The sequence below is a fragment of the Mycobacterium sp. 852014-52144_SCH5372336 genome, from assembly GCF_001665615.1.
GTDB classification, from domain to species: Bacteria; Actinomycetota; Actinomycetes; order Mycobacteriales; family Mycobacteriaceae; genus Mycobacterium; species Mycobacterium neumannii_A.
Map to the genome: position 1 here is coordinate 26,525 of NZ_LZSW01000054.1, position 23,105 is coordinate 49,629.

Annotated in this window: 19 protein-coding genes; 8 read left to right on the forward strand and 11 right to left on the reverse strand. The window is 66.3% G+C overall.

Features of this window, described 5'->3' with window-relative positions:
- Window positions 1–58 precede the first annotated feature (58 nt).
- The 4 genes from A5759_RS16910 (at window position 59) to A5759_RS16925 (ending at window position 3,105) form a co-directional block, all read left to right on the forward strand.
- The gene (locus tag A5759_RS16910; protein WP_068199638.1) at window positions 59–976 is read left to right on the forward strand and encodes a LysR family transcriptional regulator; all 918 of its coding nucleotides are present in this window, start codon (window positions 59–61) and stop codon (window positions 974–976) included.
- Between the two features lie 147 nt (window positions 977–1,123).
- On the forward strand, window positions 1,124–1,837 hold the full coding sequence (locus tag A5759_RS16915; RefSeq protein WP_068199717.1) for a Crp/Fnr family transcriptional regulator: 714 nt from the start codon (window positions 1,124–1,126) through the stop codon (window positions 1,835–1,837).
- 47 nt (window positions 1,838–1,884) lie between these two features.
- Window positions 1,885–2,088 carry a hypothetical protein gene (locus tag A5759_RS16920; RefSeq protein WP_156616957.1) on the forward strand — a complete coding sequence of 68 codons (204 nt, stop codon included), beginning with the start codon at window positions 1,885–1,887 and terminating at the stop codon, window positions 2,086–2,088.
- A 153-nt stretch (window positions 2,089–2,241) separates the two neighbouring features.
- Window positions 2,242–3,105, forward strand: coding sequence for a SigB/SigF/SigG family RNA polymerase sigma factor (locus tag A5759_RS16925; protein WP_082962173.1), 864 nt, complete (start codon window positions 2,242–2,244; stop codon window positions 3,103–3,105).
- 6 nt (window positions 3,106–3,111) lie between these two features.
- On the opposite strand, the gene A5759_RS16930 is transcribed toward A5759_RS16925, so the two are convergent.
- The gene (locus A5759_RS16930) at window positions 3,112–3,543 is read right to left on the reverse strand and encodes a Zn-ribbon domain-containing OB-fold protein (protein ID WP_068199639.1); all 432 of its coding nucleotides are present in this window, start codon (window positions 3,541–3,543) and stop codon (window positions 3,112–3,114) included.
- Window positions 3,544–3,632: 89 nt separating this feature from the next.
- Between A5759_RS16930 and A5759_RS16935 the strand changes: the two genes are divergently transcribed.
- Window positions 3,633–4,826 (forward strand): thiolase family protein, encoded by a 1,194-nt coding sequence (locus A5759_RS16935; protein ID WP_068199719.1) that lies wholly within the window; start codon window positions 3,633–3,635, stop codon window positions 4,824–4,826.
- A 2-nt stretch (window positions 4,827–4,828) separates the two neighbouring features.
- On the opposite strand, the gene A5759_RS16940 is transcribed toward A5759_RS16935, so the two are convergent.
- From A5759_RS16940 to A5759_RS16950, 3 genes are all read right to left on the reverse strand, one after another.
- Window positions 4,829–5,212, reverse strand: coding sequence for a DUF4267 domain-containing protein (locus A5759_RS16940; protein WP_068199640.1), 384 nt, complete (start codon window positions 5,210–5,212; stop codon window positions 4,829–4,831).
- Between the two features lie 58 nt (window positions 5,213–5,270).
- The gene (locus tag A5759_RS16945; protein WP_068199724.1) at window positions 5,271–5,699 is read right to left on the reverse strand and encodes a VOC family protein; all 429 of its coding nucleotides are present in this window, start codon (window positions 5,697–5,699) and stop codon (window positions 5,271–5,273) included.
- 69 nt (window positions 5,700–5,768) lie between these two features.
- Complete coding sequence (locus A5759_RS16950) at window positions 5,769–6,611, reverse strand: PHB depolymerase family esterase (protein WP_231984676.1); 843 nt, start codon at window positions 6,609–6,611, stop codon at window positions 5,769–5,771.
- A gap of 219 nt (window positions 6,612–6,830) precedes the next feature.
- Here A5759_RS16950 and A5759_RS16955 point away from each other — a divergent pair, with 219 nt between their 5' ends.
- The gene (locus A5759_RS16955) at window positions 6,831–7,364 is read left to right on the forward strand and encodes a GAF domain-containing protein (protein WP_197506083.1); all 534 of its coding nucleotides are present in this window, start codon (window positions 6,831–6,833) and stop codon (window positions 7,362–7,364) included.
- Window positions 7,365–7,402: 38 nt separating this feature from the next.
- Here A5759_RS16955 and A5759_RS16960 read toward each other — a convergent pair whose 3' ends face one another.
- On the reverse strand, window positions 7,403–8,734 hold the full coding sequence (locus A5759_RS16960; protein ID WP_068199642.1) for an APC family permease: 1,332 nt from the start codon (window positions 8,732–8,734) through the stop codon (window positions 7,403–7,405).
- Window positions 8,735–8,971: 237 nt separating this feature from the next.
- Between A5759_RS16960 and A5759_RS16965 the strand changes: the two genes are divergently transcribed.
- Window positions 8,972–10,405, forward strand: a complete 1,434-nt coding sequence (locus A5759_RS16965) for a DUF4185 domain-containing protein (RefSeq protein WP_068199643.1) — start codon at window positions 8,972–8,974, stop codon at window positions 10,403–10,405.
- A gap of 15 nt (window positions 10,406–10,420) precedes the next feature.
- On the opposite strand, the gene A5759_RS16970 is transcribed toward A5759_RS16965, so the two are convergent.
- The 5 genes from A5759_RS16970 to A5759_RS16990 form a co-directional block, all read right to left on the reverse strand.
- On the reverse strand, window positions 10,421–10,741 hold the full coding sequence (locus A5759_RS16970) for an STAS domain-containing protein (protein ID WP_068199652.1): 321 nt from the start codon (window positions 10,739–10,741) through the stop codon (window positions 10,421–10,423).
- Window positions 10,741–14,907 (reverse strand): SpoIIE family protein phosphatase, encoded by a 4,167-nt coding sequence (locus A5759_RS16975; protein WP_068199654.1) that lies wholly within the window; start codon window positions 14,905–14,907, stop codon window positions 10,741–10,743. The genes A5759_RS16970 and A5759_RS16975 overlap by 1 nt, the downstream gene beginning before the upstream one ends.
- Window positions 14,904–15,254, reverse strand: a complete 351-nt coding sequence (locus A5759_RS16980) for an STAS domain-containing protein (protein WP_068199656.1) — start codon at window positions 15,252–15,254, stop codon at window positions 14,904–14,906. The genes A5759_RS16975 and A5759_RS16980 overlap by 4 nt, the downstream gene beginning before the upstream one ends.
- 109 nt (window positions 15,255–15,363) lie before the next feature.
- Window positions 15,364–16,032 carry a PAS and ANTAR domain-containing protein gene (locus A5759_RS16985; protein WP_082962170.1) on the reverse strand — a complete coding sequence of 223 codons (669 nt, stop codon included), beginning with the start codon at window positions 16,030–16,032 and terminating at the stop codon, window positions 15,364–15,366.
- Window positions 16,033–16,083: 51 nt separating this feature from the next.
- Entirely contained in the window at window positions 16,084–18,993 is a 2,910-nt protein-coding gene (locus A5759_RS16990; protein WP_068199658.1) for an RND family transporter, read from the reverse strand.
- A 645-nt stretch (window positions 18,994–19,638) separates the two neighbouring features.
- Here A5759_RS16990 and A5759_RS16995 point away from each other — a divergent pair.
- Window positions 19,639–21,276, forward strand: coding sequence for a hypothetical protein (locus A5759_RS16995; protein WP_156616959.1), 1,638 nt, complete (start codon window positions 19,639–19,641; stop codon window positions 21,274–21,276).
- A 64-nt stretch (window positions 21,277–21,340) separates the two neighbouring features.
- Here A5759_RS16995 and A5759_RS17000 read toward each other — a convergent pair whose 3' ends face one another.
- Entirely contained in the window at window positions 21,341–23,101 is a 1,761-nt protein-coding gene (locus A5759_RS17000) for an amidohydrolase family protein (RefSeq protein WP_068199675.1), read from the reverse strand.
- Window positions 23,102–23,105 lie beyond the last annotated feature (4 nt).

Sequence of the window (23,105 nt, forward strand, 5' to 3'; positions counted from 1 at the left end):
CGCGCGCAACACCCTGTTGCATATTTGGAACACCGCAGAGGGAAAGAACGCTAGAGCCATGGAACAGAACCTGCCCTTCGACGTCGACGCCCTGCTGATCTTCGGCAAGGTGGTGGAGAACCGAAGCCTGTCGAAGGCGGCCGCACTGTTAGGAATGCCGAAGTCGACCGTCAGCCGCAAGCTGACCAGGCTGGAGTCCGACCTGGGCATCAAACTGCTGCGCAAGAACACCCACCAGCTCACCGTCACCGATCTCGGCGAGCAGGTCTACGCCCACGCGGCCAACATCCTGACCGAGGCCAACGGTGTCCGCGCGCTCGTCGAGGGCAGCAGACAGGAGCCGCAGGGCGAACTGCGGGTGGCGATCCCGGTCTTCGTCGGCATCGACTACGCCTCCCGCGTCGGTGCGGCATTCCTTCAGCACTATCCGAATTCGCAGCTGGACATCCGGCTGGTCGACCGGGTGGTTGACCCAGTCCGCGACGGGTTCGACGTGGTGTTCAGCACCGGACCGCTACAGGACTCCACGCTGATCGCGCGCAAGGTCTTCGACCTCGAGCTGTTCTTGTGCGCGTCACCGGATTTCCTTGCCCGACTGCCCGAACCGGTCCGCGACCCCGCACAGTTGAACACGCTTCCGTTCATCGACTTCGGCTTCGGCGGACCTCGCAAGCTGACGGTCACCGCAAAGGCCGGCCTGCGCGAGCTGACACCGCCAGTCCGGGCGCGCGCCAACAACTTTCAGGTGTGTAAGCAGTACATCATGCAGGGCCTCGGGATCGGTGCGATGCCCACCCAGATCATCTGCACCAACGAGCTGCGCGAGGGCACCCTCGTGCCGGTGTTACCCGAGTGGCGCCTCGAGTCGCTCGACGTGCACATGATCTATCCGTTCGAGTTGTCCTTCTCCACCCTCATAAGCGCGTTCTACGAGACGGCATGCGAGATCATCGTCGAGAACTCTGCGCGCCAGTAGCCGCGGGTTGCCGGCCACACTTCGCCACGTGCATGCCCCGCCGTCACCCGCGGATGCGTAGTCCGATTTCGCCTACGACGCGGTAGCGTTTATCCCGGTCACAGCCGGGTAGCCCCGCACGCAACTGGGTTGGGAGTGGGCATGCTGATGGTCGCCGGCGCCACGGAAACGGGCGCGAGTCGTGGCAGTGAAGCCGTGCTGGCTCGCTCGGCGATCATGCGGGGGTTGGCGCCCGCGGACAAGGCGGCTCTGATCGACCGATTCGACTACGCCCGGTTCGGGCAGGGTGAGTGCATATATCCCGAAGGCCAGCCCGATCACCGGCTCTACGTCGTCATCGAGGGCAAGGTCAAGATCGGCTGGCGGTCGGCGGAGTTCCCCGAGAAACTGCTCGCCGTCCTGGGCCCCTCGGAGATCTTCGGCGCCGAGTCGATGTTCGATTGCGCGCCTCGCACCGGTTCGGCCACGGCGCTCACCGCGGTGCTCGTCGCCGTCATCGACCGTGATGCGTTGCACGATTGCATCGATGGCAACCCGCACATCACCGAGCAGCTGATGCGCCTTCTCGCGCGAAACCTACGACGCGCCGAAGACCTGATCACCGACCTGAACTTCACCGACGTTCCCGGCCGGATCGCCAAACAGCTTCTCCACCTCGCGCAACGATTCGGTGTCCGACAAGATCGGCAACTGCGCCTCGACCACGGCCTCACCCAAGCCGAAATCGCCCAATTAGTCGGCGCGTCAAGGGAATCGGTCAACAAGGTGTTGTCGGAGTTCGTCCAGCGCGGCTGGATCACCGTCTGCGGTAAGAGCCTGGTGATTCACCAGACCGAACTCCTCGCCCGCCGGGCACGCTGACGCGCGAGCAAACTTTTTCGCGGCCGGGGGCGTTGTAACGACCGTCGGTGGGTAACCACAACGGCATGGACCCCGACACGTTGGTGGCGATGGCAGGATTGACGGCGCTGGGCGCCGCGGTGTTCACAGGCGCGGTTTGGGACAGCCCGCTCGTCTCTGCACCCGCCCGGCTCGGCAGGCAGCAGCGACCGTATGGCAAGCACGCCATGCCCGTCAGCACACCCAGGAAAGCGCGAGAGTTCGCCGGTTGACCACGGGAGCGCCCGTCGACGGTTACGCTGGGCAAAGGTCCCCGATAGGCGAGGTTTCGACGAACCGTCCGAAAGGGTAAACCGCAGCAGCCACAGGTTCAGATCCGAGCCGTGTGATCCATACGGCAGGGTCGGAAGTTAGGAGCCTGTGTGGTGTCAGAGGCGATTTCTGAGTACGCAGACGTGACGGAGATGTTCCGCCGCCTCACAGCGCTGGACGAAGGATCACTTCCCTACCAGCGCCAGCGCGAGGCGATCGTCGACCGGACGTTGCCGCTGGCCGACCATGTCGCCCGGCGCTACCGCAACCGCGGTGAGCCGATCGACGACCTGGTGCAGGCGGCGCGGGTCGGCCTGGTCAACGCGGTCAACCGCTTCGACCCCGACAACGGCGCCGACTTCCTGTCCTTCGCGATCCCGACCATCATGGGCGAGGTACGCCGCCACTTCCGCGACTACGGCTGGGCGGTCAAGGTTCCGCGCAGGCTCAAGGACCTCCAGGGGCAGTTGGTGAAGGCCCGCGCGGAGTTGTCGCAGAACATCGGGCGCGCGCCGACGCCGTCCGAAGTCGCCGCCCACCTCGGCATCGAACGCGAAGCAGTGATGGAAGCGACGATCGCCAGCAGCAACTACTCCACGCTGTCGACCGACGTCCAGGCCTCGGCCGACGACGAGTTCCGCTCGGTCGGTGACACCCTCGGCGACATCGACCCGAACATCGACAAGGTGGTCGATCTCGAGACAGTACGGCCGCTGATCGCGGCGCTTCCCGAACGCGAGAAAACCGTGTTGCTCCTGCGGTTCTTCGAGAGCATGACCCAGACCCAGATCGCCGAACGGATGGGTTATTCGCAGATGCACGTGTCTCGTCTGCTCGCACAGGCCCTTCGCAGGCTCCGCGAGCAGGTGCTTGAACCGGGCGTCGGCGATGTCGGGGCCGAGGTGCCCGCACCACGTCGGCGACGCCGTTCACCTGTCCCGCCCGCGGCGGCGCGTCATCTCAAGCGTGGCGCCTGAGTCGCGTCAGCGCGGCGCGAAGACGGGTGCGAACACGATCTCGCCGTTGCGATCCTGACGTTCGAAGCGCACCGCGACCGGAAGACCGACGTGCACCGAATCGGGCCGACAGCCAACAATATTGGCCGCGATGCGCAGGCCGGGCTGGTCATCGAGCTCGACGATCGCGATGACGTACGGCACCGCGACAGCTGGGTTGAACGGCTGGTGGTTGACCGTGTAGGTGAACACGGTGCCGAGTCCGGATACCGGTTGTGGGCGAAGTCGTCCGCCGCATTCGGGACAGTCCCCGGCCGGCGGTGACACCCACAAATGGCAACGCTCACAACGGGTGATCAGCAGTCGGCCACCTCGTCCCCCGGTCCAGAAGGCCCGATTGTGCTCATCGAGAGCCGGCACCATCCTGGTCGCGGGCGGAGGTGACACGTCGTCGGACACGTCTAGCAAAGTACAGTCTGCAGCGGGCATCATCACAGGGACCTCCGCATGAGGGGCCCGAGGGACACGAAGGCGAGGCGGTGGCCGGGTTGAGCACGCTCGAGAACGACGCGATCATCAGCGGGCTCGGCATCTCCCGCATCGGGCGTCGCACCGGAATCCCTGGGGTCGATCTGACGATGGAGGCGGTGCGCGCCGCCGTCGCCGATGCCGGCCTCATGCCGGATGACATCGACGGCATCGTCACGTTCGGGGACACGCCGCTGTCCGAAGTCGTTGCCGCACTGGATGGTCCGGCTGTCGACCAGGGCTACGGTTTTCCGACCGGCGGCGTGTTGACCCCGGTGATGTCGGCGATGGTGGCGGTCTCCGAGCGGCGCGCGCGGCACGTGCTGGTGTACCGGACCGTGCAGATGCTCGGCGGAACTATGACGCAGGCACCGCCCACCTCCGGGACCAACCCGCTGGCTAATCCGCCGATCGAACCCCGCGCCCCCGGGTCCCGGCGCAAGCTCGCGCCGTTCGGCGACATCGATGAACTGCTGGCTGCGCACGCCTACTCCGCGGCCAACTGGCTGGCCATGCACTGCCGTCGGCATATGGAGCTGTACGGAACGACCAAGGAACAGCTGGGCTGGCTGGCGATCAACAGCAGACGCAATGCCGGGCTGAATCCCTCTGCCGCGTACCGTGATCCGATGACCATGGCGGACTACTTGGCGGCGCGGCCGGTGTCCACACCGTTCGGGCTGTATGACTGCGACGTGCCCATCGACGGCTCGGTCGCGTTCGTGATCTCGCACGCCGAGTACGCGCGAGACTGCCCCCAACCACCCGTGGCGGTGGAAGCCGTTGGCGGCGCTTATGGTTCGGGAGGCTGGTTTCACCGCGACGATTTCCCGAAGATGGCGTCGACGGACGCGGCCGCCGAGATGTGGTCGCGCACCGATCTGACGCCATCCGACGTCGACCTCGCCGAGCTCTACGACGGCTTCACCTTTCTGACGTTCGCATGGCTGGAGGCGCTGGGTTTTTGCGCGGACGGCGAGGCGGGTCCGTTCGTCGAAGGCGCGACGCGCATCGCGCTCGACGGCGAACTGCCGCTCAACACCTACGGAGGACAGTTGTCGGCGGGGCGGATGCACGGCTACTGGCTGCTGCACGAAGCCTGTCTTCAGCTGCGCGGGCAGGCCGGTGACCGGCAGGTGTCGCGCCGGCCCGAAGTGGCGGTCGCCGCGGCAGGCGGCGGGCCGATCGCCGGCTGCCTGCTGTTGACCCGCTGAGGTCAGTCCTCCGCACGCCGGGGCCGGCGCAGTGCGCCCCACAACCCGACGCCGATACCCATGATCGCGCCGCCGAGTCCGATGACCCGCTGAGAGCGTCTCATCTCGTGGTGCACACTCGAGCCGCCCAGCAGATCGGCGGCGTCGGCGCCGCCGGAGGCCAGAAACCAACCTCGGGTGTCGCGGCCCCGCAACGCCGATGTCAGCAGCAGACCGCCGATGAGCGCGTCGCGGTACCCCATCGAGCGCAGCAGCAGCTGCGTCGTCGGCGCCGGCTCATCCGGATCGCCCCACAGCCGGTTGGCCCGAAGGGGGTCGACCAGAAACGAAACACCGGACGCGAATCGGATGCTGCCCGCGACGAGCGCGGCGCGGTCGTAAGACATGGCCGCAGCCTAGGCCGCAGTCGTGTGCGACGAGCTACTTTCCCCCGGCCGAGCCTGCTCAGCCGATCGTGAACAGCTCGAGCTGAATGTTGTCGGGGTCGCGGAACACCACGGTCGCAAAGGGAAACGGCTCGTCGGCCGCACGGACACCGGAGTGTTCGATGCCGAGTTCGTCGAGCCGTCGCGTCCACGCGTCCAACTCGTCTCGTGACGCCACGTTCAACGCCACGTGGTCTAAACCGGTTCGGGCTTCGTCGAATTGGTTTCCGTCGTTGCCGGTGTTGGTGTGCAGCCCGATCACGACGCCGGAGCGCGGGTCGATCAGCAGTTCGCCGTATCCCGTGTCCTCGCGTTCGTAGTGGGGGAACTTCATCGGCAACCGGTCCGCCCCGAGCAGCCGTTGGTACCACGCCAGGCTGGCCTCGAGGTCGGTCACCGTGATGGAGATGTGGTGGATGCCGGTGATACCCGGGACGTCGTCGCTCATTCCGATCTCCTGTTCGTTTTCGCACCGGCTCCAGTCTGCCGTCACACCACCGTAGGCAGAAGCGTCAAATCACCTGCCGTGGGTTGCGAAGAACTGCCCGCTCGACTGGGAGGCGTCGAACGGGGCGAAGAAGCCGCCGGGCCAGACGTGGCCTCCGCCGTCGATCTGGACGAACACCACCTCGGTTCCGCCGGCACATCCGGCGGCGACGAACCGGTGGACGTTGCCCTGCACCTCCTCGACCGGTGCGGGGCAGCCGTCGATCTCACGCCAGCGCTGCGCCATCGCCGGCGCCGACACGATGTCGCTGGGCCCGCCGCGGCCCACCATCGGGCCGCCGGTGAATGGCACCACGGGATCGGCGGTTCCGTGCACCGCCAACACCGATACCGGCTGCGACGGCGCGCAGGGGAAACCTGACGCCAGCGTGCCGGCGACCGGTGCCGCGGCGGCGAAGACATCGGCGCGTTCGCACGCCAGCCGCGAGGCCATGAAGCCGCCCGCCGAGGTTCCGGTCACGAAGACGTGGCCGGCGTCGACGCCATACTCCTCGCGCAGCCGTTCGGCGAGTGCGACCAGGAACCCGACGTCGTCGGTGCCCTGGCGGTCCGGTACTGAGGCGCCGCGGCCGTCGGCCCAGCTCATATCGACGCCGTCGGGATAGGCGACGACGAACCCGTACTGATCGGCGATCGCGTTGTAGTTGGTGGCTCCGGCCTGCGCCGGTCCGGTCATCCCTGCGCCGTGCAGGTTGAGCACGAGCCCGGCGGGGCGGTCGAGGCCGGGCGGGGCGTGCACCGTGTAGGTGCGGTTCAGCCCGCCGATCGTCAACGCGCCCGCCACATCGCCTCCGGGGAACGCCGAAGCCTGTCCCCCGCCGAAGCCGAACAGCAGACACAGCGCCGCCAGCACGGCCGCCGTTCGTGTGAGGAGTGAGGCCGCGGGCCCCCCGCGATGAGCACCTCTCAGATAAGCCGATAGCCCCGCCATCGTTCGTCCCCCCTTTCGAACGGTCACCCCGCGCGAACGTAAACCACCGTCGCTTGCTGTGTTCACCTTTTATCCCGGGTCGGCCGTATGCATGCGTTTGGCCGCAAAGTCGCCGGGTATCTCGTGCGGAACCTTTTCCGGATGCCTATCGACGATCGGACAGTTTTGGTTACGTCACAGCTCACGTCGAGTCCCGCGGTCGCACGCCTTCATCAATGGCCCACGACGGTTGCGAAGTCGGTCACCGGAACGCTTCGGTTCATCGTGGACCGCGCCGCCGAGGAGGTCGGCGTCTCGGCCGGCGCCGGCGTCACCCTGCTGACCACGAGTGGGCGCCGAATCACGTCGGTCGCCACCGATGCCACCGCCGACCGGCTCAACGCGTTGTTTGACAGATCTCACGAAAACCCCGGCACGACAGCATGGTTCATGCAGACGGCGGTACAGGCGACCGGCTCACCTGAGGCCGAGCGGTGGCCGGAGTGGATTGGGCAGGCGGCCGAGGTCGGAGCCAACAGCGTGCTGTTCGCGCCGCTGCGGACACCGCAGCGGCTGCTCGGCACCTTGATGGTCTACTCGCGCGAAATCGACGCATACCGTCGCTCCGATGCGGACATGCTCGACCGCTACGCCTGCGATGCCGCCATCCTCATCGACGAAACCCAAAGCGCGTAAACGCAGTTCCTGCGGGGTGCCGTGCCCAAGCGCTGACGTCAGCGACGCGTGGCTACCCGGGCCCCCAGATACAGCACCGCGCCCACCGCGATCAGTATCGCGGCGAAGAGCCAGACCTTCGCGGTCTGCTGGGTCAGCAGCAGCGCACACGACGCGACGCCCAGCACCGGCACGGCCGTCCAGACCCGGAAATGCGGGTGATCGACCGGGTCGCGGCGGAGCACCAGCACCGCGATGTTCGTCGAGATGAAGACGATCAACAGCAGTAGCACCACGGTTTCGGCGAGCGTCGACAGGTCGCCGAGCAGACTCAGCACCATGGCGACGACGGTGGTCGCGACGATCGCCGTCCACGGTGTGCGCCTCTTCGGCAGCACGCGACCGAGCACGCTGGGCAGCAGGCCGTGTTCGGCCATGCCGTAGGTGAGCCTGCTGGCCATGATCATCGTCAGCAGCGCGCCGTTGGCGACGGCGACGAGCGCGATCGCGCTGAAGACCCAGTCGGGAACGCCGACGTCGGCCTCCGCGACCACATCGAGCAACGGTCCCGAAGACTTCGCGAGGTCCTCGGCCGGCAGGGCGATCGCGCTCGCCACACCGACCAGCGCGTAGAGCACACCGGCGGTGATGAGCGCGCCGAACAGCGCCGTGGGATACACCTTGCTCGGATCACGAATCTCCTCGGCCACGTTCGCCGATGTCTCGAAGCCGACGAACGAGTAGTACGCGACGATCGCTCCGCTCAGAATCGCCAACGCCGGCGTGGCGCCGTCGGGAAACTCGGTCACGCGGCTGACATCGCCCCGCCCGGCGCCGACCATCATCGACACGGCGATCACGGCGATCAGCAGACCGGTCAGTTCGATCACCGTCATCACGACGTTGCTCTTGACCGACTCGCTGATCCCCCGCGCGTTGAGGCATCCGATCAGTGCCAGGAACACGATGGCCGCCGGTACGGCCGGGACATCGATGAACGTCGTGAGATAGTCGCCGGCGAACGCGAGCGACAGACCGGCTGCGCTGGTCACCCCCGCGGCGAGCATGCAGAAGCCCACCAGGAACGAGATCACCGGTCGACCGAACGCCCGCTCCGCGAAAACCGCCGCACCGCCCGCCTTCGGATACTTGGTCACCAATTCGGCGTAGAAGCCGGCGGTCAGCAACGCGAGCAGCAGCGCCAGCAGTAGCGGCGCCCACAGCGCACCGCCGACATCGCCGGCGAGAACGCCCATCAGCGCGTAGATCCCGGCGCCGAGCACGTCGCCGAGGATGAACAGGAACAGCAGCGGCCCGGTGATCTTGCGTTTGAGCTTGCCCTCCGTCCCCTCGTCGGGTTCGCCGGTGTGCGCTTCGGCCGGGGAGGTCATGCCGGTCTTGATACCCCACGCGACCGGTAAACATTCCGCACCCCGGCGTGGCTTATGTGTGGAAAACATCGCTCAAAGCGATCGAGAACACTCACAGATCGCAGGGCTGGGAGGTTGCGACACGGTCACAGGTGGGTACCTATCCGCGCATCAAGATCGCACCCGTCACTTTCGTCACTAACGTCACATCCGCCCATCGCTGACGTCTCATCGGCGCCCGCCTCCGAAAGGTGTGACATGTCGCCGCCTCCGCGCATCGCCTCGTTGTCGGTGGCGTCCGCAACCGTGATCGCACTGAGCGCCGTGCTCGGCGTCGCCCCCTCGGCCACGGCGGAACCGTGCACCGGCGCCGCTGCGGCCGCACAACCGCCTGCCGCACCGAACACCGAAGCGACGCCGGCGCTGCCGGGTGGCCCGCCGGTCGGCCACCGGCCTCGCAACACCAACGACGAAGCGCCGTTGCCGCGACTCGGCCGACTGCCCGCCGAGATCCTCCAGTCCCTTTCTCCGCAGTCCGCAACCGTTGACCAGCAGGCCGCCGTCCGCCCCCCGCCACCGCAACCCGTGGCGGATCAGCCTGTCGCGCAGCAGGTTCCCGCTGCCGCCCCCGAGCCGCCTCCGCCGCCCGCGCCGCCGGGGACGACGCTCGTCGGGTGGGTCACCGGCCCCGAGAGCCCGAACAACACGATCGGACGGTTCGCGATCACCGGCACCGACCTCGGAATCATGTGGGACAACGGCGATGCCGGCAATCGTCAGGTTCTGATGGCGTTCGGTGACACCTACGGCTACTGCAGCGTGCGGGGAAAGCAGTGGCGCTACAACGCGTTGCTGCGCACCCAGGACGGGGCGCTGTCGAAGACGGTCGCCGTGCCCGACGGCGCGCTCGCCAACCGTTACTCCGGTTCCCCGCTGTGGGCGCCCGGCCTGTCCAAGCAGATCATCAACAGCACCAAGTGGGCGCCGAACGAGAAGGGCATCATTCCCACCGCGGGTGTCGCGGTGGGCGGCAACCAGTTCGTGAACTTCATGTCGATCAAGAGCTGGGACGCCGACGGCCGGTGGACGACCAATTTCTCGGCCATCGCGGTCTCCCCCGACAACGGCGAGCACTGGGGCGTCTACCCCGGCACGGTGCGCGCCGCGCGCGAAGGCGACGTCCCCGATGCGCGTTACGTTCGGGGCAACGAGAACTTCCAGCAGGGCGCGTTTCTCAAGCCGGGCGCGGATGATCCCTACCTGTACACGTTCGGGACGCCGGCGGGCAGAGGCGGCGCGGCGTACATCGCGCGCATCCCGCAGGGAGCGGTGCCCGACCTCAACCGCTACGAGTATTGGAACGCCGACCAAAACGCCTGGGTACCACGGGATCCGGGAGCAGCCACGGTGGTAATCCCCGGTCCGGTTGGCGAGATGTCGGCCCAGTACAACACCTACCTCAAGCAGTACCTGGTGCTGTACTGCAACGGCGCCAACGACGTGGTGGCCAGGATGGCACCCACTCCGCAGGGACCGTATGGTCCCGAGCAGTTGTTGGTTCGGTCCTGGGATGTCCCCGGCGGCATCTACGCGCCGTTCTTGCATCCGTGGTCGACCGGCAAGGAGTTGTACTTCAACCTGTCGCTGTGGTCGGCCTACAACGTCATGCTGATGCGCACAGTGCTCCCGTGACATCGCCGTAACCGATCAGTTGCCCTCTGCCGCTTGCACGTCGGCCACCGACGTCAGGCCGCTGATCGTCAGTACCGGCATCAGGATCGGGTTGGCGACGATCCTGCGGATCTGCGGCGCGTTTTCGAACAGCGCGTTGATCGCGCTGCTGTCGAGATATTCGATCGCGGTCAAATCGACCGTCAACCGCCCCGTCTCCTGGTTTCGCCTGCCGACGGCGTCGGCGATGGCCTCGGTGAACGTGTCGATATTGCTCAGGTCGAGTTCGCCTGCCGCGCTCAGCACTACGGTGCCGTCGACCCGACAGGCGGTGCGCACGGTGAGTGGTGCGGGCATCAGGCGATCCTGGCGTGCAAGTCAATCGTCGTGCCGGAATCGCCCGTCTCGATCGTGACGTCGTTCATCAGCGCCCGCATCAGCGCGATTCCGCGGCCGCGGTGAGACGCGGGATCGGCGACTGGCACTTTCCACACCCCGGTGTCGGCGATGGTCAGGTGAAGCCGGTCCGCAAACACGGTCGCGCGCAGACGAACGGCACCACCGGGACGGTCACGGTGCCCATGCTCGACCGCGTTCGCGAGCGCCTCCCCGGTGGCGATCAATACGTCGATAGTCTGGCTCGGGTCAACCCCCGCCCGCACCAACCACTTCCGCAGCTCGCTGCGCGTGCCTGCCAATTCAGCGGGATCGGCGCTGAACTCGATTTCCAGCGGCGCCGGTTGCCGGTAGAGCATGAGCGCGACGTCGTCCTGATATCCATGGATGGGTGTCAGCTGCGTCATGATCTCATCGGCCAGGGCGTCCAGCGCTGTGGCGGAATGGCTTTCGAGCACGTCGACGGCCCGGCCGATGCCCTTGTCCAGAGATTCGCGCCGACGCTCCACCAGGCCGTCGGTGTAGAGCAACAGTGTCGCGCGGGGCGGCATGACCTGCCGGCCCTCCGGACGAATGTGATCGAAGGGCAACCCGAGCGGGGTGACCGAGGCGTCATCGAGCAGTCGGCTCGTGCCGTCGGCAAGCACCATGACCGGAGGTGGGTGGCCGGCACTGGAGTACAGCAGTTCACCTGTATCCGGATCGAGCACGGCGCAGAATGCCGTCGTGCACCGTGCGCCGGGCAATCGGGCGGCGAATCGGTCGAGGGCAGTCAGGGCGGCAGCCGGTCCGGGGTGTTCGAGAAGCAGTGCCCGACACGCGCTTCGCAGCTGCCCCATCACCGTGGCGGCGGTCAATCCGTGCCCGACACAATCGCCGACGATCAACGCGATCCGGCCGTCGTCCAGATCGACGACGTCGTACCAGTCACCACCCACCTGCAGCGGGCGGGTGGCCGGCTGGTACCGCACGGCGAAGCCGCTCGAAACGGTGGGGCCGAGAATCGCGTGCTGCAGCGCGAGTGCGGTTTCGCGCTGCTGGTCGAGAAGGTGTACGCGCTGCAACCCCTGGCCGAGCCTGCCTGCCAAGACCGCCAGCAGCGTCTTGTCTTCGGGCGTGAACGGTCGGCGCTCGGGCAACTCGAGGTAGACGACCAGCACCCCGCGCGGATGCTGCAGGGCGATGCGCGCGGACCCGGTGTCCGACGCGTCGGCAACCAGTGAGTCTGCGGAGCGCAGCGAGGTGATCGCCAGCTTTGTGGCCGCGGGCAGGTCGCGCCACTGGGCCGGCTCGCCGGAACAGACCAATCCTGTCGGATCGATCGTCGTGGCGCCGTCGTCGACCGGAAACGTCAGGGCCAGGACGCGGTGCGCCCGCCACACCTCACGCAGCACGTCGATCACCGTGCGCACCGCGTCGTCGAGCGTATCCGCCTGCGCCAGTTGCTGATTGAGCGCCGCCAGCGCGGCCTCCCGCTGCACCGTGTAGTGCTCGGCGGTGACGTCGCGGAAGGTGCCGACCATCACGGGCCTGCCGGTGTCGATCTCCTCGATCTGGTTGTAGGTGAGAGTCACCCACAGACGGTGCCCGTCGCGGTGCGTAACCGGAACCGTGTGCCTGCCATGCGGTTCACGCAGAATCTGTGACAACAGCTGGTTGGCTTGGTGATGCGCTTCTGGATCCGACTCCGCCGTCGGCCACCACGGGTGTACAGGCTCGTACGGCAGTTCCTCGACGCCGTAGCCGAGGATGTCGGTGAACGCCGCATTGATCTCGATCACCGCGCCGCGCTCGTTGGCCACGAAGAACGCCTCCTGCAGCGAGTCGATCAGCGCGGTGCGCCAGCGGGCGTGATGATTGCGGATCCTTGCGAGTTTGACGTTCGCGCGCACGCGCGCCAGCAGTTCGGCGGCGGCGAACGGCTTGACGAGATAGTCGTCGGCGCCCGCCTGCAAACCCTCGATGGCGGCTTCCTGTCCGGCGCGGGCGGACAACATCAGCACCGGTACGGCCGCGGTGCGCGGGTCTGACCGCAAGGCGGCGACCAGTTGGAGACCGTCCAGACGCGGCATCATGACGTCGCTGACCACCATGTCGGGCAGCTCCGTGCGTACCACGTCCAGCGCTTGCTGACCGTCGGTGACGGCATCGACGAGGTATCCGTCGTTGCGCAGCATCCGGGCGACGTAATCACGCATGTCGGCGTTGTCGTCGGCGATGAGCACACGCGGTGTGGTGCCCGGAACCGGAGGCGAAGTGGGTGAGCCGGGCAGCTCCGAGGGCACATCGGGGGCAGGCCCTTCGCCGTCGGCGGGCAGCCACCGCAGCGCCTCCTGGAGGTAGGGCTCGGCACCTGCGGCCGCTGTCTGCGTGTCGTCCGCGGAGAAGAGCGCCGCGGCCGGTAGATGCGCGGTGCCGAAGTGCAGGCGGATCGCGAACGTGGTGCCGACACCTTCGCTGCTCTCGGCGGTGATGCTGCCGCCATGGAGTTCGACCAGTTCCTTGACCAAGGCCAGGCCGATCCCGCTGCCCTCATTCGACCGCGCCCGCACGTTCTCGATCCGGTGGAACCGTTCGAACAACCGGGGTATCTCCGCGGCGGCAATTCCGGCTCCGGTATCGGAGACGGTCACCACCGCGTCGTCGCCGTCGCGGGTCGCGTTGACCGAAATGCCACCGGTGAAGGTGAATTTCAGCGCGTTCGACAGCAGGTTGAAGATGACCTTCTCCCACATGTCGCGGTCGATGTATACCGTTTCGCCGAGAGGAGGACAGTCGACGGTGAACGTGAGGCCGGCACGCTCGATCGCCGATCGGAAGACGCTGGCGAGTTCGGCGGTGACGGACCCGAGCTCGACCGGCGCGAAGCTCGCCCGCATGCGGCCGGCTTCGATACGCGAGAAGTCGAGCAGCGTGTTGACCAGTTTGGCCAGCCGTAACCCGTTGCGCCACACGATGTCCAGCTCCTCGCGGGCGAGAGCGTCGAGGTCGGCGCCGCGGGTCCGCAGTTCGGCGACCGGATCGAGGATCAACGTCAGCGGGGTCCGGAACTCGTGGCTGATGTTGGAGAAGAACGCCGTTTTGGCACGGTCGAGTTCGGCGAGCTCTTCTGCGCGCTGCTGCTGAGCCTGGTAGTTGCGCGCACTGCCGACGCCCGCAGCGACGTGGCCCGCCACGAGCGACACGAAGCCGCGGTAGGTGTCGTCGAGCGGACGGTAGCGGTTGAGCGCGGCGACCAGGAAACCGATCGGGGAACCGCCCTGTTGTAGCAGTGGGACGATCAGCGCGTGTGTCGGTGGGTCGCGCCACCCACCGGCCGGCAGGTCCGCATACCTGTCGTCGTCGAGTGCGAGCAACGTCGTCTCACCGCGCGCAGGTTCGTCGAGCGGCCAACTGCCATCGCTGTCTGCGGCCACCCGTGGCGATGCGATCGGATGGTCGGCGATGCCCCCGGTGGATCCGGCAAGACGTGCAGCGTGGTCGGCGTCGAACAGATAGATCAATGTGAACGGCAGGTCACGCAGGTTCTGACCCAGCTGGCGTTCGGCGAACGCCATGATCTCTTCTTCGGTACGCACCGCGCTCGGGTCCGATCCGAGGTCGCGCAACGTCGCCATCTGGCGCTCGCTGATCACCTTCTGGGTGTCCTCGCTGACCACACACAGCATGCCCACGACCAGCCCTTCGTCGTCGCGCAGCGGGCTGTAGGAGAAGGTGTGGTAGGTCTCCTCCTGATAGCCGGAGCGCTCGAGGAACAGGAGCAGTGCCGAGTCCCAGGTCGCCTCTCCGGTGGAGAGCACGAGATCGATTCGCGGGCCGATATCGGGCCAGATTTCGGCCCACACCTCGCGCGCCGGCCGGCCGAGGGCCCAGGGATACTTGCGGCCCAACGTGTCCCGTCGGTAGGCGGCATTGCAGAAGAACGTCAGATCGGGCCCCCACGCCATCCACATCGGGAATCGTGAGGACAGCAGGATGTTGACCGCGGTTCGCAGGCTCTGCGGCCAGCCGTCCGGCGTCCCCAGGGGCGTGGCGGCCCACCGAACCGCGGCCAGATCGGGACCGACCTCGCCGTCGGCATCGAAAACCGTGGTCAACCGAGTCTGCGGCCCGCTCGGGTCACTCATGCGTCGACCGCATCGGCCACGGATCCGTACGGCCGCAGAACCGTGTCGAGCTTGGTGACCTCGATCGGGCGGACCACCTCGGGGTTGGCGGCCACCAACCGCACCGTCACCCCCGCCGCCAAGCCCTTCTCGTAACACTCGAGGAGGGCGTTCAGGCCCGCACTGCCGAAGTAGCCGACCCTGGACAGTTCGACGATCAGCAACTTGGCCGGATGCTCGTCGGCGGCCTCGACCGCGCGGTCAAGATGTGGCTGCAGCGATCCGACGCTGTTCGAGTCGATCTCGCCTGCTACCGACACCACCACCGCGGTGTCGCGCACGTCCAGGCTCACCTCTAATTGCGCCACGTCATCCCACCCGTCAGTGGCGGAGCGGTGCGAGCGTCTGATCCGTCATGCCGTGGTGATACCCCGGCGGCGAGTTCTGTTACCACGCGCATCCACGGCCCTCGATCACCTACTCGGCGCGGGTGTGCGCGGTGAGCAGCAGATGGTCGAACTGCCTTCGCAGGTCGTCGCGCTGGGGATCGATCGTGCCGAGTTCGGTGACGATCTGCGTGGCCAGGGAGCGCAACTTCGTGTTGGTGTGCTGTGAGCGCCACATCAGCAACTCGAACGCGGCTTCGGCGTCGATGCAGTAGACGAGCATCAGGGCGCCCTTGGCTTGCTCGATTGCCGCTCGGGCCTCGAACAATTCGGGCAGCGACTCACTCAACGCTTGGCGGCGGGTCTGGGCGAACGTGTCGGTCAGGTCGATGTAGTAGCCCTCGGTGCCGACCACCGCACCCTTGTCGTCGAGCATCCGGTCGCCGATCACGATGACGGTATGCAACCTGCCGGCGGTGTCGATGAACCGGTGGCGGCTGGAGAACGAGCCACCCAGATGCAGGGCGTGGTCGAGTAGGTCCTGGACGTGCTGTCGGTCGTCGGGATGTTTGTGCGACAGCAGCAGTTCGGTTGTCGGCACGACGGTGCCCGGTTCGTACCCGTGCATCCGCGCCACTTCGTCCGACCACTCCCAGCGCTGCCCGACGAACCAGAACCGGAACGTGCCGACATTGCGGTCCGCAATAGCCCAAGCCGAGGCAGACGGTAGTGGGCTGTCCGCCACGTCGGGGTTCGACATCTGCCCATCATGGCACCACAGACCCCGAAGAAGGAGCGCGTTCGGAAAGCTCTATGACTCCGGTTCTGCTCGGCCGCGGACACTGGTTCCCACCGCCGCCCGCTCCGGAAACACGGCGGCCATCCTGCGCTGTGATGCCGGGGTGAGCACCCTCTGCGGCCACCAGAACCAACGGCCGAGCAGGGCGGCGATGGACGGTGTCATGAACGCGCGCACGATGAGGGTGTCGAACAGCAGACCCAACGCGATCGTGCTGCCGACCTGGGCGATGCTGCGCAGATCGCCGACGACGAACGAGGCCATCGTCGCGGCGAACACCAGGCCCGCCGAAGTGACGACCTTCCCCGAACCGGCCATCGCACGGATGATCGCGATTTTGAACCCGTGGTGCAGTTCCTCCTTGAACCGGGAAACCAGCAGCAGGTTGTAATCCGAGCCGACGGCCAACAGCAGGATCACCGACATCACCAACACGATCCAGTGCAGCTTGATGCCCAGCAGGTGCTGCCAGACGAGCACAGACAGTCCGAACGACGTGCCCAGCGAAAGCAGAACCGTTCCGACGATGACCGCAGCGGCTACCACCGCCCGCGTGATGATCAGCATGATGATGAAGATCAATGCCGCAGCGGACAATCCGGCGATCATCAGGTCGTAGTTGGAGCCGTCGCGCATATCCTTGTACGTTGCCGCGGTTCCGCCGAGGTAGATGGTGGACCCCTCCAACGGGGTGCCTTTGATGGCTTCCTTGGCCGCGAGCTTGATCGCGTCGATGTGGTCGATGCCTTCTGGGGTGGCGGGATCACCCTCATGCTCGATGATGAAGCGCACCGACCTACCGTCCGGTGAAATGAAGTTTTCCATGCCGCGCTGGAAGTCCTTGTTCTCGAATGCTTCTGGCGGCAGGTAGAACGAGTCGTCGTTCATCGATGCGTCGAACGCGTCGCCCATGGCGTGCGAGTTCTCCTGCATCGCGGCCATCTGATCCTGCAGTCCCTTCTGCGAGGAGTGCATGGTCAGCATCATCGTCTTCATCGTCTTCATGGTTTCGATCTGCTGGGGCAGCAGCAGGATCAGCTGAGGCATCAGGCTGTCGAGGTGTTCGAGATCGGGCACGAGGTGCTCGATGTCATCGGTCAGCGTGTCGATGCCGTCGAGGGTGTCGAAGATCGAGCGCAGCGACCAGCAGATCGGAATGTTGAAGCAGTGCGGTTCCCAGTAGAAGTAACTGCGGATGGGTCGGAAGAAGTCGTCGAAATCGGCTATGTGGTCCCGTAATTCAGCAATGTCGACCGTCATCTCCTTGGTCTTTCGCACCATGCTGTGGGTGGTGTCGGCCATCTGCTGCATCAGGCTTGCCATCTTTTCCATCTGGTCGATGGTCGATTGCATCTCGTCGGCCTGGACCAACATGTCGGCCATCCGGTCCTGCAGGTACTTCTGATTGAGCTGGTTGGTCGTGCCCTGCATGCTCAGCAGAAACGGGATAGTGGTGTGCTCGATCGGCTTACCCTGCGGCCGGGTGATGGTCTGCACGCGGGCGATGCCGGGTACGCGAAAGACCCCCTTGGCGATCTTGTCGATCACCAGGAAGTCGGCCGAGTTGCGTAGATCGTGGTCGCTCTCGACCATCATCAGTTCGGGGTTCATCCGGGCGGCGTCGAAATGCCGGTCGGCGACGTCGTATCCGATGTTCGCCGGGGTGTCAGCGGGAAGGAAGTGCCGCCCGTCGTAGTCGACCTTGTATCCGGTCAGCGCCAGCAACCCGACCAGCGACAGGGCGCAGGTCGCGACGAGAACCGGCCCCGGCCACCGCACGACCACGACGCCGACCCGTCGCCATCCGCGGGAGTTGATCGGTCGCTTCGGTTCGAAGAATCCGAACCGGCTACCCACGACGGTGACAGCCGGGCCCAGCGTCAAGGCGGCGATCACCGCGACGAGAACGCCCACCGCGCACGGCACCGCCATGGTCTGGAACCACGGCAGCCTGGTGAACTTCAGGCACAACAAGGCGCCGGCGATGGTCAGACCGGAGCCCAGCACCACGTGGGCAGTGCCGTGAAACATGGTGTAGTAGGCGGTTTCCTTGTCCTCGCCGGCCTGGCGGGCCTCTTGATACCGGCCGATCAGGAAGATCGCGTAGTCGGTTCCCGCGGCGATGGCGATCAGGGTCAGCAGGCTGGTGGCGAATGTCGAGAGCCCGATGAGTCCGGTGTTGCCGAGGAAGGCGACGATGCCACGGGAGGCGCCGAGTTCGACGAACACCATGAACAGGATCAGCACCATGGTGGCGATCGAGCGGTAGACGATCAGCAGCATCACCGCGATGACGATCAGCGTTGCGACAGTTGCTTTGACGGCTCCCTTGTCACCCGCGACGCGCTGGTCGGCGTTCAACGCCGCTCCGCCGGTGACGTACGCCCTGATTCCCTGCGGGGCAGGGACTTCCGCGATGATGTCGCGGACCGCTTGGATCGATTCGTTCGCGATCGTCTCGCCGATGTTCCCGCGCAGATAGATTTGCACATACGCCGACTTGCCGTCGGCGCTCTGCGCCCCCGCTGCGGTCAGCGGGTCGCTCCAGAAATCGGCGACGTGCTCGACGTGTTCTGGGTCGGCGCGGAACCTCTCGATCAACTCGTCGTAGTAGCGGTGTGCTTGTGCGCCGAGCGGTTTGTCACCCTCCAGGATGACCATCGCGTTGCTGTCGGAGTCGAACTCCTGGAAGTTCGCGCCGATGCGCTGCATCGCGATGAAAGCCGGCGCGTCGTGGGCGTTCATCGAGACGGTGTTGGCCTCGCCGACCTTCTCCAACGACGGGACGAACACGTTGGTTACCGCGGTCAGCACCAGCCAGCCGATGATGATCGGCACCGAGAGCACCCGGATGGCATGCGCAATGCGCGATCGTTCTGCCTGCGTTCCCAACGGACTGCGGGCTGGTCGAATTGCGGTCATCCCATGACCCTTCGGTGGCGCGCGTGTCGCAGGCCGACCGTGTCCCCATGACCCTGTCCACCGTGCGTGTCGTATATCTAGCCTGTCGAACTATCGGCTGTCAATCTTTGAAGACCAGCTCGTGGCAGGTTTCTGGGAGGACGCGGTGTCGCCGGCTTGCTCGGGTGGGACGGCGGCGCTGCGCAGGCAGGGCCACCGCAACGCTCGCCGTCAAGCGGGCTGACGGAAGAAGCTCAGGCCAAGCTCTTTGCCCACCGCGAGCACTTGCGCGGAAGGATGCGGCTCGGGCGAAGTCCTTGCGCTCCGGTCGCCAGAAGGCCCCGACAACCTGATAGTCGACCTCCAGCAACTTCTCGACCGACCCTCAGCAGACGATCGCTCTGATGTGTCACAGGTCACGGCGCCTGCGGAGAGGTAGCTCTGGATGACGGCTGACTCTCGTGTAAGTTTCCTTACAATCGCTGCGTGCATGTGCAAGTACCATGCTTCATCTGCGATATGCCGAGTTATGGCGCGTCTGTGACAGTGCAGGACCGGCCAGCATAGTTCACCCTGCTTAGTGGGACGAATCACTTGCCTCTTAGGTTAGGCTCAGCTAATCTTCAGCTGCCATTTGGCAAATTCACATGCTCAACAGGAGAAAACGTGCAACTAGCAGTTCAGGCCGGTCCGCCGGTTCAGGACCTCCCACCCAGTTACTCGCCATCGAGTCGGCGCAACTCCAAGCTGTTGGTTGCTGGCGTCGCAATGGCCAGCGCCAGCGTGATCGCGGTCAGCCCGGTAGCCCCCCCGATGCCCACTGTTCAGGATGTCCAGGAGCGCGTCGCGCACGCCGCGGTCCAGCTCACGGCGGCCAGCAATCCGCTCCTCGTGTGGGGACAGGCCATCGCCGACACGTTCGGAAGCCTGGAGACGCTGACCGGAGACTCCGCCGGCGCGACGGAAAACCTCTTGAGGCAGCTGAGCACCGGCTACATCTTCCGCGAGACGGCCAATGTCCTGATTCAGAACACCCTGAACCCGGGTCCTCTGCTGAATGAGGTTCTCAACTTCAATTCGAAGTACGGACCCACCATCGAGACGGCGATCTCGGGGACCATCGAGGCGATGAGGCTGGCGGCTGAACAGCTTCCCGGTGTGATCAGCGAATCACTGACCTACCTGTCGCAGGGACAGTTCTTCGAGGCTTTCTCGAAGGTCAACGGCTGGTTCGTGCTCAGGTTCCTGGGCGGGATGCGGCCGCTGATCCCGATCCTCTCCATCCCCTCGCAGTTCGTGGGGGCGCTGCCCGGCGCGGAGAAGTTGCCTGCACTGCTCGATGTCGTCTCTGAATTCGCGCTCACCAAGGCGATTTTCGAACCGATCGTCGGCTCGATCGTGCAGTCGACGGAGATCTTCGACGCCACACGCGAAGCGTTGGCCGCAGGCAACATCGCCGACGCCGTCACCAACCTGGTGAACCTGCCGGTGCTGGCGCTCAGCGCTCTGGTCAACGGATTCCAGCCCGCCGCCTCCCCCTCGGAGTGGCAGGGTCTGCTCGACCGTGGTCTGTTCACCTATCTCGCGGTCACGCTGCCCAGCCAGATCGCCAACGCGATCGCGCCTCCTGCTGCGTCGACCCTGAGCGCGCCGGGTGGCCCGGGCGAGTTCAGCTTCGGTGGTGACACACTCGCGATCAGCCTCGCCAACGACGGCGAGGGTGACGACGAAGGTGCCGGCGAAGGCGAAGGCACCGAGGAAGGCGAAGGCGCCGGCGAAAGCACGGGCGAAGCCACCAAGGAAGCCGAAGGCGCCGAGGAAGGCCCCAAGGAGGGCACCGACGAAGCCACCAAGGAAGCCGAAGGCGCCGAGGAGGGCACCGAGGTAAGCACCGGCGCCGAGGAAGGCTCGGACGCTGGTGACGATGCCGGCGACAGCATTACCGACGCCGAGAGCACCACGGGCTCGAACACCAACACCGGCAGCAACACCTCGGGCATCAGCACCAGCCGGAGCGGCAGCACCGGCAGCACCAGCGGTTCCGGCACCACCACCGGTGCCGGCAGCACGACCGGCTCCGGCAGCACCGGTTCGACCGGCAGCACCGGCTCGACCGGCAGCACCGGTTCGAGCAGCAACACCGGCACTGGCACGGGCAACACCACCGGTTCCGGGAGCACCGGCACCGGTTCGGACGGCAGCACCGGCTCGGCCAACGGCTCCGGCAGGACGGGCTCCGGCTCGAGCAGCGGTTCCGGCTCGGGCAGCGGCTCCGGCTCGGGCAGCGGTTCCGGCAGCAACTAAGTAGGTACGACGATGACGGCCCCCTCGGCAACGAGGGGGCCGTCTCTCGTCTGCGGATCCGGGATCAGCGAGCGCCGCGCACAAGGCGCCCCGGGCGGGCGCCCGTGTCGACGCCGTCGCGGCGCGTCACCACGCCGCTGACGATCGTCGCGGTGTAACCGGAGGCGCCCTGCACCAACCGCTGTCCCCCCGCGGGCAGGTCATAGGCCATCCGCGCGGGATGCAGTGTCAGCGCCTCCATATCGATGACGTTGACGTCGGCCTTCTTACCTACCTCGATGACGCCGCGATCGGTCAGCCCGAACAGCTGCGCGGTGTCGTGGGACTGTTTGCGCACCACGTATTCCAGCGGAAGCTTGTCACCGCGGTGGCGGTCTCGCGCCCAGTGCGTGAGAAGGAACGTGGGATACGACGCGTCGCAGATCATGCCGCAATGTGCGCCGCCGTCGGACAACCCGACCACACCCGCCGGATGCAGCAGCATCTCCCGGATCGCGTCGTGGTTGCCGTAGAAGTAGTTGTAGAACGGCAGCATCAGCATCGCCGTTGCGTCGTCCTCGAGCATCAGGTCGTACAACGTGGTCAGCGGGTCCTCACCGCGGTCGCTGGCGATCTTGTCCACGGTGCGTTCGACCGTCGGTTCGTAGTCGGGCGGATCGCCCAGCGCATAGATGCGACCCAGCGAGTACTGCACGAGCGCGAACATGTTGTCGAACAACACATTCGGATCGGGCGGCAAGTCCTCCTCGGCCAGGATCGCGGCCTTGACCGCCGGGTCCGCCAGGCGCGCGGCCAACTCTTCGCGGCTGCATTCGGCCTTCAGCTTGCGGAAGGTCGGCCGGTGGGTGAAGGCGTGATGGCCCGGGAAGCCGAACAGCATCCCGAACGGGCGCGCGGCGATCTGCGGATAGAGTTCACTGCCTGACGCATGGGCCTCGGCCGAGATGTCGAGCTGTTCGCGCCACAGGTCCGGCGCCGCATCGACCTGGATCATCCCGAACGAGATGGGTCGGTCAATCTCGGCGGCGAGACGCTTCATCCATTCCAGTTCCTTCTTGGGCGCGATGATGTCCTCGCCCGCGACCCCCTGCGGCGCCAGCTCGAACACGGCCCGCCCGCCGGCGGCCATGGCGCGGCCGAGGCCGAACAGTTCGTCTTCGGCGGCGAAGGTGCCCGGAACCGGTTCACCGTCGATGGCCCGGTGCCCAAGCGTGCGCGACGTCGAGAAGCCCAGCGCACCGGCCTCGATGCCCTGCTGCACGAGGCGGGCCATCGCCGCGATGTCCTCCGGTGAGGCGGGCTCGTTGCGGGCTCCGCGCTCCCCCATCGCATACGCGCGCACCGCGCCGTGGGCGATCTGGCTGCCCACATCGATGGCGAAGTCCTGCTTTTCGACGACATCGAGGTATTCGGGATAACTCTCCCACCCCCACGAGATGCCCTCGGTGAGCGCGGTGCCCGGGATGTCTTCGACGCCCTCCATCAACCCGATCAGCCATTCCTCGTGGCCTGGCCGCACCGGTGCGAACCCGACGCCGCAGTTGCCGGTCACCACGGTGGTCACCCCGTGGCCGCTGGAGGGCTCGAGCAAGCTGTCCCAGCTGACCTGCCCGTCGTAATGGGTGTGGATGTCGACGAAGCCCGGTGCGACGACTTTCCCGGTGGCATCGATCGTCTCGGCGGCTTCGCCCTCCAGCGGAGCGTCGCCACGTCCGCGGCGACGGACTTCGACGATCTTGCCGTCCCTGATGCCGATGTCGGCGGTGTACCGGTCCGCTCCTGTGCCGTCGACGACGGTTCCGCCGGTGATTTTCAGGTCGAACACGATT

What these genes read in the sequence shown, in the direction of transcription:
- A5759_RS16955 (WP_197506083.1), top strand. Translation starts at nt 6,831, where the DNA reads ATGCCTATCGACGATCGGACAGTTTTGGTTACGTCACAGCTCACGTCG.
- A5759_RS16915 (WP_068199717.1), top strand. Translation starts at nt 1,124, where the DNA reads ATGGTCGCCGGCGCCACGGAAACGGGCGCGAGTCGTGGCAGTGAAGCC.
- A5759_RS16960 (WP_068199642.1), bottom strand. Translation starts at nt 8,734, where the DNA reads ATGACCTCCCCGGCCGAAGCGCACACCGGCGAACCCGACGAGGGGACG.
- A5759_RS16940 (WP_068199640.1), bottom strand. Translation starts at nt 5,212, where the DNA reads ATGTCTTACGACCGCGCCGCGCTCGTCGCGGGCAGCATCCGATTCGCG.
- A5759_RS16975 (WP_068199654.1), bottom strand. Translation starts at nt 14,907, where the DNA reads ATGAGTGACCCGAGCGGGCCGCAGACTCGGTTGACCACGGTTTTCGAT.
- A5759_RS16910 (WP_068199638.1), top strand. Translation starts at nt 59, where the DNA reads ATGGAACAGAACCTGCCCTTCGACGTCGACGCCCTGCTGATCTTCGGC.
- A5759_RS16985 (WP_082962170.1), bottom strand. Translation starts at nt 16,032, where the DNA reads ATGTCGAACCCCGACGTGGCGGACAGCCCACTACCGTCTGCCTCGGCT.
- A5759_RS16945 (WP_068199724.1), bottom strand. Translation starts at nt 5,699, where the DNA reads ATGAGCGACGACGTCCCGGGTATCACCGGCATCCACCACATCTCCATC.
- A5759_RS16970 (WP_068199652.1), bottom strand. Translation starts at nt 10,741, where the DNA reads ATGCCCGCACCACTCACCGTGCGCACCGCCTGTCGGGTCGACGGCACC.
- A5759_RS16990 (WP_068199658.1), bottom strand. Translation starts at nt 18,993, where the DNA reads ATGACCGCAATTCGACCAGCCCGCAGTCCGTTGGGAACGCAGGCAGAA.
- A5759_RS16965 (WP_068199643.1), top strand. Translation starts at nt 8,972, where the DNA reads ATGTCGCCGCCTCCGCGCATCGCCTCGTTGTCGGTGGCGTCCGCAACC.